Here is a 12396-nt window from a genome sequence, read left to right on the forward strand (position 1 = left end):
GTGGCACCACGCACCGGTCGTCGCTCCCCGTCCTCTCGCGCCGTCGCGGCCGGCGTCGCCCACCCGGCCCGCCGCGCCCGCGCCCTCATGCTCGGCGTCCTCATCGTCCTCAGCCTCTTCGCCGCACAGCTCGTGCGGTTGCAGGGCCTCGACGCCGCCAGCGTGTCCGCCGCGGCGCTGGGCGAGCGGCTGCAGTCCAGGACCATCCCCGCGGCCCGGGGGAGCATCACCGACGTGGACGGCGAGAACCTCGCGGTCAGCGTCGAGCGGCGCCAGATCATCGCCGACCCCACCCTGGTCGTCGACTACGAGCGCCGCGAGAAGGGTCCCGACGGCACCTCGCAGGTCGTCGGCACGGGGTATGCCGCCGCCGCGGAGGTGGTCGCCGGGATCACCGGCGCCGACGAGTCCGACGTCCTGCAGCGGCTCGTCGAGCCGCTGGGGGAGCAGTACGCCATCCTCGTCCCCAACGCCTCGCCGCAGGAGTGGCAGGAGATCAAGGCCCAGAACATCCGGGGCGTGACCAGCGACGAGTTCATGCAGCGGGAGTACCCGCTCGGGGAGGCGGCGGCGCCGCTGATCGGGTGGATCGGATCGGGCGAGATGCCCGCCGGCGGGCTCGAGCTGGTCAAGCACGAGGAGCTCACGGGCGAGCCCGGGGAGGCGCTCTACGAGATCGGCCGGGACGGCCAGCGGATCAGCACCGGCGTCTACGAGGAGGACCCGGCCGAGCCCGGCCAGGACCTCCGGCTCACCCTCGACGCGGACCTCCAGTGGCGTGCCTACGACGCCGTCCGCACCCGGGTCAAGGAGGCGGGTGCGCTCTCCGGCTACGCCGCGGTCATGGACGTGGAGACCGGTGAGCTGCGGGCCCTGGCGAGCTACCCGGGCTTCGACCCCTCGGACTCCACGCAGAACGCCGAGGACATGCGCAACGCGGCGATCGAGGACGTCTACGAGCCCGGCTCCACCTCCAAGCTCATCACGGCCGCGGCCGCCCTGGAGGAGGGCATCGTCGAGCCGGACACCCCCATCGAGGTGCCGGTCACCATGACCCGCGCCGGGTCACGTTTCAAGGACGCCGAGCCCCACCCCATCGAGTACCTCACCTTCGGCGGCGTGCTCGCGAAGTCCTCCAACATGGGCACGATCCTCTACGGCGAGAAGCTCAGCGATCAGCAGATCTACGACTGGATCCGCAAGTTCGGCATCGGTGACCGGACCGGTCTCGGGCTTCCCGGAGAATCGGCCGGTCTGGTGCCCGAGCCCTCCACGTGGAGCGCCACCACCCGGTTCACCTTCATGTTCGGCCAGGGCCTCTCGGGCACGATGCTGCAGCAGATGGGCGTCTTCCAGACGGTCGCCAACGACGGGGTGCTCGTGTCGCCCAGCATCATCGCCGGCATGGTCGACGAGGACGGGCGCTACACCGAGGAGGAGCAGAAGGGCGGTCGCCGGGTCATCTCCGAGGAGACCGCCCAGAGCCTCACCGACATGATGCAGTCGGTGCCGTCGACCGGCGGCACCGCGCCCCTGGCCGCGGTCCCCGGCTACCACGTGGCCGGCAAGACGAGCACCGCCAGCCGGGTCGACCCCGAGACGGGTCGGTACCAGGGCGAGGTGACCTCCTCGTTCATGGGCTTCGCCCCGGCGGACGACCCGAAGTACGTCGTGGCCGTCGTCATCCAGCGGCCGACCCGGATCAGCGAGTTCGGTGGCGTCATCGCCGGTCCGGTCTTCTCCGACCTCATGCGTTACGCCCTCCAGCAGGAGGGCATCGCGCCGGCCACCACCCCGCCGACGCAGATCGACATCGAGTACGACCCGGAGGAGCCCGTCCCGGGCCAGGAGGGTGTCACACTGGGGGACCTTGCCATCAAGGACGAAAGGACCGATGGGTGATCCCCCTGACCCTCGGTGAGATCGCCCGCGTGACCGGCGGTCGTGTGCACCCGGGTTCCCCTGACACCGCAGCGACGCTCATCACCGGCCCTGTCGTCACCGACTCCCGCGAGGCCGGGCCCGGAGGGCTCTACGTCGCGCGGCGCGGTGAGAGCGCCGACGGGCACGACTTCGTCGCCGGTGCCGCCGGTCTCGGCGCCGCCGCTGCATTGACCAACCGACCCGTCGACGACCTGCCCTGCGTCGTCGTCGAGGAGGACCCGGCACGCCTGTCCCCCCGGCCGGACCGGCCGCCCTACGACGCCGTCACCCGCGCCTTCGCCGCGCTGGCGCGCGAGGTGCACGACCGCTGCGTCGCCCACGACGGGCTGCGCACGGTCGCCATCACCGGCTCCTCCGGCAAGACCTCCACCAAGGACCTCATGGCGCAGGTGCTGGCCGGCCTCGGGCCGACGCTCGCGCCCGAGGCGTCCTACAACTCCGAGGTCGGGCTGCCGCTGACCGTGTGCCGCCTCACCGAGGACACGGCATACCTCGTGGCGGAGATGGGGGCCTCCGGGATCGGGCACATCGCCCACCTCACCCAGGCGGCGCCTCCCGACGTCTCGGTCGTGCTCAACGTCGGCAGCGCCCACCTCGGCGAGTTCGGCTCGCGGGAGGCCATCGCGCAGGCCAAGGCGGAGATCGTGGCAGCGCTGGGCGAGGGTGGCCTGGCCGTCCTCAACGCCGACGACGCCCTGGTCAGCGCCATGGCCCCGGTCGCCGAGCGGGTCGGTGCCCGCACGGTCCTCGTCGGTCTCGCCCCGGACGCCGAGATCCGGGCGCAGGACGTGCGCCTGGACGACCGAGGTCGAGCATCGTTCCTGCTCACGGCGCCCGGTGGGGTCGCCGAGCCGGTCTCGCTCCAGCTCGCGGGGGAGCACCAGGTCGGCAACGCCCTCGCCGTCGCCGCGGTCGCCGCGGAGTGGGGTATGCCGTGGGCCGAGGTCGCGGCCGCCCTCACCGCTGCGACGCCCCGCTCCCGGTGGCGGATGGAGGTCTCCGAGCGCGCCGACGGGGTGGTCGTCGTCAACGACGCCTACAACGCCAACCCGGAGTCGATGCGGGCCGCGCTGCGGGCGCTGGCCGCCATGCGGCGTGAGGGTGGCCGCACCGTGGCCGCCCTCGGCGGGATGCTCGAGCTGGGTGCCGACAGCGACGCCGAGCACGAGGGCGTGGGCGCCACCGCGGCCGAGCTGGGCGTCGACGAGCTCGTCGTCGTGGGGCTGGTCGCGCGGCCGGCCGCGACGGCATACCTCGCGGCGGGAGGTGCGCGGGCCACCACGGTCACCGACCGGCACGAGGCCCGCACCCACCTGGAGGAGACGCTGCGCCCCGGTGACGTCGTCCTGCTCAAGAGCAGCCGCGACTCCGGGCTGCGCCTGCTCGGCGACGAGCTCGTCGGGGTGGACACCTGATGGTCAACGTCCTGCTCGCCGGCGCGGTCGCCATGGTCTTCTCCCTCTTCGGCACCCCGCTGTTCATCCGCTTCCTCGTGCGCCGCGGCTACGGTCAGTTCATCCGCGACGACGGTCCCACCTCGCACCACACCAAGCGCGGCACGCCGACGATGGGCGGGGCGGTCATCATCGGCGCGACCGTGGCCGGCTACGTCCTGTCCCACGTGCTGCTCATCCTGCTGGACGTCACCGGCATCCTCGAGGTCACCCACTCCCGCTTCAGCCTCAGCGCGATCCTCGTGCTCTTCCTCATCACCGGGCTGGGCTTCATCGGCTTCCTCGACGACTACACCAAGATCTCCAAGCAGCGCAGCCTCGGCCTCACGTCGGCGGAGAAGCTCACCGGCCAGACGATCATCGCCATCCTCTTCGCCCTCGCCGCGCTGCTCCTGCAGGGCGACAGCACCCGGGCCCCGGCCTCGACCGCGATCTCCTTCGTCCGCGACACCTCTTTCGACCTGGCCTTCGCGGGGCCGGTGCTGGGCGTCATCCTCTTCATCATCTGGGCCAACATCCTCATCGCGGGCGCCTCCAACGGCGTCAACCTCACCGACGGCCTCGACGGGCTCGCCACCGGCGCCTCGGTCATGGTCTTCGCCGCCTACTCCGTCATCGGCATCTGGCAGTACAACCAGAACTGCCAGCTGGCCCCGGGCGCCAACTGCTACGACGTCCGCGACGCCCTGGACCTCGCCGTCGTCGCGTGCTCGGTCGCCGGTGCCTGCTTCGGCTTCCTGTGGTGGAACGCCTCGCCGGCCAAGATCTTCATGGGCGACACCGGCTCGCTCGCGCTCGGCGGCGGGCTCGCCGGCCTGGCCATCACCACCCGGACCGAGCTGCTCCTGGCGGTGCTCGGCGGGCTCTTCGTCATGATCACGCTGTCGGTGATCATCCAGGTCGCCAGCTTCAAGCTCACCCGCAAGCGGGTCTTCCGGATGGCGCCCCTGCAGCACCACTTCGAGCTGCTCGGCTGGGCCGAGGTCACCATCGTCATCCGGTTCTGGATCATCGCCGGGATCTGCGTGGCCGTCGGGCTCGGCCTCTTCTACGGCGAGTGGGTGGCCAACCTGTGAGCGCCCCCCTGTCCGAGCTCACCCACCGGGACGCCGACTGGGCCGGTCTGCGCGCCCTGGTCACCGGCCTCGGCGTCACCGGCTTCGCCGCGGCCGACGCCCTCATGCAGCACGAGGCGCAGGTCACCGTGCTCGACGTCGGCAACGCCAGCGAGACGCAGGAGACGCAGGCCGGGATCCTCGGCATCCTCGGGGCGGACGTCCGCCGTGGCCCCGAGCACGTCGACGCGTGGCCGCAGCACGACGGCGCCCCGCTGGAGGTCGACGTCGTCGTGACCTCCCCCGGCTGGCGCCCCGACCACCCGGTGCTCGCGAGCGCGCTGGAGCGGGGCATACCCGTGTGGAGCGAGATCGAGCTGGCCTGGCGGCTGCGGCCCCGGGTCGGCGCCGCGCCCTGGCTCGTCGTGACCGGCACCAACGGCAAGACCTCGACCGTGCAGCTGCTCACCTCGATGCTGCAGGCGGCCGGTCTCCGGGCCATCGCCACGGGCAACGTCGGCACCCCGGTGCTCGACGCCGTGCAGCACCCCGACCCCTACGACGTCGTGGCGGTCGAGCTGTCCAGCTTCCAGCTGCACTTCACCCACACCATGAGCCCGCTGGCCTCGTGCGTGCTCAACCTCGCGCCCGACCACGTCGACTGGCACGGATCGCTCGAGGCGTATGCCGCGGACAAGGCCCGGATCTACGCCCGCACCCAGGTGGCGTGCGTCTACAACGTGCAGGACCCGCAGACCGAGGCGATGGTCGAGGAGGCCGAGGTGGTCGAGGGCTGCCGCGCCATCGGGTTCACCCTCGGCACCCCGGGCCTGTCCATGGTGGGCCTCGTCGACGACGTCCTCGCCGACCGCGCCTTCGTCGAGGAACGCCGCACCTCGGCCGCCGAGCTGGGCACCCTCGAGGACCTGGCGCGGGCCTCCGGTGGCGACGGCACGGCCGCCCCCGCCCCGCACCTCGTCGCCAACGCGCTCGCGGCTGCCGCCCTGGCGCGCGCCGCGGGCATCACCCCGGCCGCCGTCCGGGAGGGGATGCGCGCCTTCCGCTCCGACGCCCACCGGATGAGCGTGGTCGCCGAGCGGGACGGGCTCACCTGGGTCGATGACTCCAAGGCGACCAACCCGCACGCCGCGCTCGCCGCGCTGCGGGCCTATCCCGACATCGTCTGGGTCGCCGGCGGCCAGCTCAAGGGCGCCGAGGTGGACGACCTCGCCGCCGAGGTCGCCCCGCGGTTGCGCGCCGTCGTGCTGCTGGGGGCCGACCGGGAGCGGATCGCGCAGGCCGTGCGCCGACACGCGCCTGATGTCCCGGTCCACGACGCCGGCGTCACCGACCATGGGGACATGGCTGCGCTGGACCGGGTGATGGACGACGTCGTGGCGCGGTGCGCCTCGCTCGCCCAGCCCGGCGACGTGGTCCTGCTCTCCCCTGCGGCCGCGTCGCTCGACATGTTCCCCAGCTACGGCAGCCGCGGTGACGTCTTCGCCGCCGCCGTGCGCCGACACCTCGGGGAGGCTCCCGCGTGACGACGATCCTCGACCGCCCCCGCGGGGTCGCGTCCTCCGGCGGCACCGACGGCAGCCAGGCCGGATGGAGCGTGCAGTCGGTGGGGGAGTGGCTCCGCTCGCCGGTGGCGCCCTACTACCTCGCCCTCGTGTCGGCCTCGATCCTCACCGGGCTGGGCCTCGTCATGGTGCTCTCGGCCTCCAGCGTCGGGTCCTACCGCGACAACGGCAACTCCTACACCGTCTTCCTCGACCAGCTGATCTTCGGCTCGGCCGGCATCGCCCTGGCCGTCCTGGGGTCCCGGCTCCCGGTGCGGATGTGGAAGAAGCTCGCCTGGCCCGGGATCTTCCTCGCGTTGGCGCTCCAGGTGGCGGTCTTCACGCCGTTGGGCACCGACTTCCAGGGCAACCGCAACTGGCTGTCGATCGCGGGCTTCTCCCTGCAGCCCTCGGAGTTCGGCAAGATCGCCCTCGTCGTCTTCGGCGCCGCGGTGCTCGCCACCAAGCGCCGGGTCATGCACAAGCCCTTCCACGCGGCGATCCCGCTGATCTTCCCCTTCGGCATGCTCATCGTGGGCCTCGTCCTGCAGGGGCGCGACCTCGGCACCGGCATGATCATGCTGGCGATCATCGCCGGTCTGCTGTGGGCGGCCGGGCTGCCGGCCCGGTGGTTCGTCGGGCTCGGCGCGGTCGCCTCGATCGGGGTCGCCGTCCTCGCGGCCGGCAGCGCCAACCGCATGCAGCGCATCCAGACCTGGATCGGCGGCATCTGCGACAGCCCGCACGTCGAGGGCTGCTACCAGAAGGTCCACGCGGAGTATGCCCTCGCCGACGGCGGGTGGTGGGGTCTGGGCCTGGGGGAGTCCCGCGAGAAGTGGGGCATCCTGCCCGAGCCGCACAACGACTTCATCCTGGCCATCATCGGGGAGGAACTGGGGCTGCCGGGGAGCCTGGCCGTGCTGGTGCTCTTCGCCGTGCTGGCCTACTCCTGCTTCCGGGTCGTCTCCCAGGCCGACGACGGGTTCACCCGCCTCGCCGCGGCCGGGATCATGGTGTGGTTCCTCGGTCAGGCCCTGCTCAACATCGGGTCGGTCATCGGGATGCTCCCGATCATCGGGGTGCCGTTGCCGCTGGTCTCCAGCGGCGGGTCGGCACTCATCGCGGCCCTCATCGGCATCGGCCTGCTGCTGGCCCTGGCTCGCTCGCTGCCGGGCTGCGAGGAGGCCATGCGAGGTCGGCCGGGCACCCTGCGCCGCACCCTGGCCGCTGTCCCCAGCGGCGCGGGTTCCCGCCGGTCGGCGGGTGCCGCGCGCGGCACCACGGTGCGTCGGCCCTCGACCGGGCGGTCGACCCCGGCCCGGACGTCCACCCGGCAGAGCACGTCCCGCCCGAGTGTGTCCCGCCAGAGCTCGGCCCGCCCCACCGCGCGCGGCCGCGCGCCGGGCGGGCGGCGGTGAGCCCCGGGAGCCGCGGCGGCCTGCGCGTCGTGCTGGCCGGCGGCGGGTCCGCCGGCCACGTCAACCCGCTGCTCGCGACCGCCAACGCCGTGCGCCGCCGGGTCCCGGACGCCGACATCCGCGTGCTCGGCACGGCCGAGGGCCTCGAGGCGCGGCTCGTCCCCGAGCGGGGCTACCCGCTCACCGTGGTGCCCAAGGTGCCCTTCCCCCGTCGCCCGGACACCCGCGCCCTGCGCTTCCCCGGCGCGCTGCGCCGGGCCGTCGCGACCGCGGCCGGGGCGATCCGCGAGTCGGACGCCCAGGTCGTCGTGGGCTTCGGCGGCTACGTCGCCACACCGGCATACCTCGCGGCCCGCAGGGCAGGGGTGCCCATCGTCATCCACGAGCAGAACGCCCGACCGGGCCTGGCCAACCGGCTGGGTGCCCGCTTCACCGAGCGGGTGGCGACGACCTTCGCCTCCACCGAGCTGCCGCACGCCACGCAGGTGGGGCTGCCGCTGCGCGAGGAGATCCGGACCCTCGACCGCGATGCCCGCAGCGCCGAGGCCCGGGCCGAGTTCGGGCTCGACGAGGGCCGCCCCACGCTGCTCGTCTTCGGCGGGTCGCTCGGGGCGCAGCGCCTCAACGACGCCTTCGCCGCGGCGGGCGCGGACCTCCTGGCGGCCGGGATCCAGGTGCTGCACCTCACCGGCGCCGGCAAGGACGTCGAGGTGCCCGACGCCGACCCGCGCACCGGCGCGCGCTACGTCGCGCGCGACTACACCGACCGGATGGACCTGGCGTACTCCGTCGCCGACCTGGCCGTGTGCCGCGCCGGTGCCGGCACCGTCTGCGAGCTGGCGGCGGTCGGGCTACCCGCGGTCTACGTCCCGCTGCCGATCGGCAACGGTGAGCAGCGGCTCAACGCGCGCGAGGTGGTCGAGGCGGGGGGTGGCCTCCTCGTCGAGGACGCCCAGGTCGGCCCGGCGTGGGTGCGCGGCGTCGTGCTCCCCCTGCTGCACGACCCGTCCCGGCTCGAGGCGATGGCCGTCGCGGCGGCCGAGCACGGCGACCGGGACGCCGCAGACCGTATGGTCGACCTCATCCTGGAGGCGGCGGGAGGGGCCCGATGAGCGGCGCCCGCTTCGACTTCACCGCCGATGTCCCGCCCGCCGAGGAGCTCGGGCCGGTGCACTTCATCGCCATCGGCGGCTCCGGTGTGTCCGGGGTGGCCCGGATGTTCCTCGCCCGGGGCATCGAGGTGTCCGGCTCGGACCAGGCCGACAGTCCGACCGTGCGCTCCCTGGAGCAGGCGGGTGCGCGGGTCCACATCGGGCACGACGCCGCCCACCTCGGGGAGGCGCGCACGGTCGTCGTCTCCAGCGCCATCCGCGAGGACAACCCCGAGCTGCGCGCTGCGCGGGGGGCCGGGCTCACCGTGCTGCACCGGGCACAGGGGATCGCCGCCCTCCTGCACGGGCGCCCTGCGGTCGCTGTCGCGGGGGCCAACGGCAAGACGACGACCAGCGCGATGACCGCCGGGGCGCTGGAGGCGGCCGGCGCCACCCCGGGGTATGTCGTGGGTGCACCCCTGGCGAGCAGCGGGGTGAGCGCGGCACCAGGGGTCGAGGACGCCCCGATGGTCGTCGAGGCGGACGAGAGCGACGGCAGCTTCCTCACCTACCGACCGCAGGTCGCGGTGGTCACCAATGTGCAGGCCGACCATCTCGACCACTACGGCGACGTCGCCGCGGTCGAGCAGGCCTACCGCGACTTCGTCGCCACCCTCACCGAGGGCGGGCTGCTCATCACCTCGACCGACGACCCGGGAGCCGCCCGGCTCGCCGACCACGCCCGGCGGGCCGGTGCGCGCGTGCTGACCTGGGGGAGCGAGGGGGCTGACGTCATCCTGCGTGACGTGCGCTCGGAGGGGATGACCGCCTCCGGCACCCTCGTCGTCGGCCCGGACGTGCCCCACCTGCGGGAGGGCACGACCGTGACCCTGCGGTTGCCCGCGCCGGGGGAGCACACCGTGCACAACGCGCTGGCCGCGCTGCTCGTGGCGACCTCCGGGTTCGGTCTGCCGCTCGGTGCGGCGGTCGACGGGCTGGAGCGCTTCGCCGGGGTGCACCGGCGCTTCGAGCGGGTCGGTGGCGTGGACGAGGTCGAGATCGTCGACGACTACGCCCACAACGCCGCCAAGGTCACCGCCGTGGTGCGGGCCGCGCGCAGCGCCGCCGCCGGGCGGCGCCTCGTGGTCGCCTTCCAGCCCCACCTCTTCTCCCGCACCCGCGACTTCGCCGACGGCTTCTGCGCCGGTCTCGCGGCCGCCGACGTCGTGGTCCTGCTCCCCGTCTACCCGGCGCGGGAGCGTCAGGAGGACTACCCCACCATCACCTCGGGCCTGCTGGCGGAGGGGCTCGGCGGGCCCGCCGTGGGCCCGACGGTGATCGAGGTCGACTCGGTCGCGGCGGCGGCACCGGCGCTGGGCGAGGTGCTCTCCGACGGGGTCGAGTCGTTGGTCGTCACCGTGGGTGCCGGGGACGTCACGAGGGTCGGCGGCGAGCTCCTGGCACTCCTGCGCGACCCGGAGCCTCCCGGTGCCGACCCGCAGCCCTCGGTCGATGACGAAGGAGCATCATGAGTCCCCGGTGGCCGTGGAAGCGTGGGGCGACACGCCGAGGTGGTCGAGGCAAGGTCGCGCGGCGTCGACTGACGGGCGTGGGTCGGCGCACCCTCCTGCTGTGGTCGGGCGGGATGCTGGCGGCCGCGCTGGGCATGGTCTTCCTCTTCTTCTTCTCGGCGGCCTTCGTCGTCAAGGACGTCCAGGCGACGGGTGGTCGCGACGAGGTGGCCCAGAGCGCCTTGGAGAAGGCGCAGATCCCCCAGGGTCGGCCGCTGGCCCGCGTCTCCGAGGGCCGGGTCAGCGAGCGGGTGCTGGCCGACCCGCGCATCGCCTCGGTCGAGGTGGAGCGCGACTGGCCCTCGTCGGTGACCCTCGTCGTCACCGAGCGTGACCCTGCGCTGGCGCTGCGTGGGGCCGGGTCCACCTGGCTGGCCGACGCCTCCGGGGTGATCTACGAGCAGGTCGACCGCCCGAGCAAGAAGCTGCCGCTCATCGCGCTGCGCACCGACCCGACCGAGCTGGACCGTGAGACCGTCACCGGGCTGGCCGAGTTGTGGCGCACCCGCCCTGATCCCGACACCCTCGAGGGCGAGCTCAGCCCCCCGTCGGTGACCCGCGACGGGGCCATCGAGATGGACCTCGGGCAGCTCACCCTGCTGTGGGGCGAGCCCACCGACAACGAGAAGAAGTGGGGTGTGGTCACCGCCCTCGTGGGGCAGGAGACCATCGACCCGCAGGGTGCCCTCGCGATGACGATCGACGTGCGCATCCCCGGCACGCCCGTGGTCACGGGGCTTCCCGAGGCCACCGGCTGAACCACCTCGACCTTCGACCTGAGGTCGAGGTTCATGCTGAGGGCCGCCCTCGCACGTGACGCGTATGCTCGCGGCACGCACCGCATTCGATGCATCGCACCCGCACCCGTTCCGAAAGGTCCATCGTGTCCGCAGCGCAGAACTACCTGGCCGTCATCAAGGTCGTCGGCATCGGCGGAGGTGGCGTCAACGCCATCAACCGGATGATCGAGGTCGGCCTCAAGGGTGTCGAGTTCATCGCCATCAACACCGACGCCCAGGCCCTGCTCATGAGTGACGCTGACGTCAAGCTCGACGTCGGCCGCGAGCTGACCCGGGGTCTCGGTGCGGGCGCCGACCCGGAGGTCGGCCGCCGTGCGGCGGAGGACCACACCGAGGAGATCGAGGAGGCGCTGCGCGGCGCCGACATGGTCTTCGTCACCGCCGGTGAGGGTGGCGGCACGGGCACCGGTGGTGCGCCGGTGGTCGCCAAGATCGCCAAGAGCCTGGGTGCGCTCACCATCGGTGTCGTGACCCGGCCGTTCACCTTCGAGGGTCGGCGCCGGGCCAACCAGGCCGAGTCGGGCATCGCGACGCTGCGCGAGGAGGTCGACACCCTCATCGTCATCCCCAACGACCGGCTGCTGTCGATCTCCGACCGCACCGTGTCGATGCTCGACGCCTTCCGCAGCGCCGACCAGGTGCTGCTCTCCGGTGTCCAGGGCATCACCGACCTCATCACCACGCCGGGCCTGATCAACCTCGACTTCGCCGACGTGAAGTCGGTCATGCAAGGGGCCGGCTCGGCGCTCATGGGCATCGGCTCGGCCAGGGGAGAGGATCGCGCGGTGCAGGCCGCCGAGCTGGCGATCTCCTCGCCGCTGCTCGAGGCCAGCATCGAGGGCGCCCACGGCGTGCTGCTCTCCGTGCAGGGTGGCTCCGACCTCGGGCTCTTCGAGATCAACGAGGCGGCCCGCCTGGTCCAGGAGGCCGCGCACCCGGAGGCCAATATCATCTTCGGTGCGGTCATCGACGACTCCCTCGGCGACGAGGTGCGCGTCACGGTCATCGCGGCCGGCTTCGACGGCGGCGCGCCGCAGGCCCGCGGCGAGGGCAACGACCGTGCGCTTGGGCAGGTGCAGGCGGGTGGCACCAACCGTCAGCAGCCTGCTCAGGGCCAGCAGCGGCCCGCCGGTGGCCAGCAGCAGCCGCCGCAGCAGCGGCCCGTCCCGGACCAGCGAGGTACCGGTCACGGGTCTGGCTCGATGCCCGCTGGCGCCACGCCCGCGCCCGATGGCCTGCGGCAGAGCGGTCAGGGCCAGCCGGAGGGCGCTGGGCAGGGGCGTCAGCCGGACGAGGAGCAGGATGCGCAGGCTCAGCCGGCCCAAGCCCACCGAGCGTCGCCGCAGCCGCCTCGCCAGGTGACCTTCGACGACTCCGACGACCTGGACGTTCCCGACTTCCTCAAGTGACCTGACCGCCCCATCTCCCGGCCTCCACCACTGCCTCGCCGTCCTACGGCGGGGGCAGTGTCATGAGGCGACCGACCCGGGCCGCTACTGTC

9 protein-coding genes are annotated in these 12396 nt (G+C 73.2%); all 9 read left to right on the top strand.

The features are described 5' to 3' along the window. The 9 genes from FA582_RS05420 (at position 1) to ftsZ (ending at position 12304) form a co-directional block, all read left to right on the top strand. Entirely contained in the window at positions 1–1902 is a 1902-nt protein-coding gene (locus tag FA582_RS05420) for a peptidoglycan D,D-transpeptidase FtsI family protein (RefSeq protein WP_010146408.1), read from the top strand. Then, positions 1899–3359 carry a UDP-N-acetylmuramoyl-tripeptide--D-alanyl-D-alanine ligase gene (locus tag FA582_RS05425; protein WP_010146409.1) on the top strand — a complete coding sequence of 487 codons (1461 nt, stop codon included), beginning with the start codon at positions 1899–1901 and terminating at the stop codon, positions 3357–3359. Before FA582_RS05420 ends, FA582_RS05425 begins: the two co-directional genes overlap by 4 nt. Continuing rightward, positions 3359–4474 (top strand): phospho-N-acetylmuramoyl-pentapeptide-transferase, encoded by a 1116-nt coding sequence (gene mraY, locus FA582_RS05430; protein WP_010146410.1) that lies wholly within the window; start codon positions 3359–3361, stop codon positions 4472–4474. Before FA582_RS05425 ends, mraY begins: the two co-directional genes overlap by 1 nt. After that, positions 4471–5997, top strand: a complete 1527-nt coding sequence (gene murD / locus FA582_RS05435; protein WP_010146411.1) for a UDP-N-acetylmuramoyl-L-alanine--D-glutamate ligase — start codon at positions 4471–4473, stop codon at positions 5995–5997. The genes mraY and murD overlap by 4 nt, the downstream gene beginning before the upstream one ends. Continuing rightward, positions 5994–7433 carry a putative lipid II flippase FtsW gene (gene ftsW, locus FA582_RS05440; protein ID WP_010146412.1) on the top strand — a complete coding sequence of 480 codons (1440 nt, stop codon included), beginning with the start codon at positions 5994–5996 and terminating at the stop codon, positions 7431–7433. Before murD ends, ftsW begins: the two co-directional genes overlap by 4 nt. Beyond that, positions 7430–8545, top strand: a complete 1116-nt coding sequence (murG, locus tag FA582_RS05445; protein ID WP_010146413.1) for an undecaprenyldiphospho-muramoylpentapeptide beta-N-acetylglucosaminyltransferase — start codon at positions 7430–7432, stop codon at positions 8543–8545. Before ftsW ends, murG begins: the two co-directional genes overlap by 4 nt. Next, positions 8542–10056, top strand: a complete 1515-nt coding sequence (gene murC, locus FA582_RS05450) for a UDP-N-acetylmuramate--L-alanine ligase (RefSeq protein ID WP_010146414.1) — start codon at positions 8542–8544, stop codon at positions 10054–10056. Before murG ends, murC begins: the two co-directional genes overlap by 4 nt. Positions 10057–10133: 77 nt before the next feature. Continuing rightward, positions 10134–10853: a cell division protein FtsQ/DivIB gene (locus FA582_RS05455; RefSeq protein ID WP_010146415.1), complete on the top strand. Its 720-nt coding sequence runs from the start codon at positions 10134–10136 to the stop codon at positions 10851–10853. Positions 10854–10978: 125 nt separating this feature from the next. Beyond that, positions 10979–12304: a cell division protein FtsZ gene (ftsZ, locus tag FA582_RS05460; protein ID WP_010146416.1), complete on the top strand. Its 1326-nt coding sequence runs from the start codon at positions 10979–10981 to the stop codon at positions 12302–12304. The last annotated feature ends 92 nt before the right edge of the window (positions 12305–12396 follow it).

Origin of the sequence: Serinicoccus profundi (assembly GCF_008001015.1) — a bacterium.
In the GTDB taxonomy this organism is placed as follows: domain Bacteria; phylum Actinomycetota; class Actinomycetes; order Actinomycetales; family Dermatophilaceae; genus Ornithinicoccus; species Ornithinicoccus profundi.

Bases quoted from the DNA above. Each gene is read 5' to 3' on its own strand.
- mraY (WP_010146410.1), top strand. From the start codon at position 3,359: ATGGTCAACGTCCTGCTCGCCGGCGCGGTCGCCATGGTCTTCTCCCTC.
- murC (WP_010146414.1), top strand. From the start codon at position 8,542: ATGAGCGGCGCCCGCTTCGACTTCACCGCCGATGTCCCGCCCGCCGAG.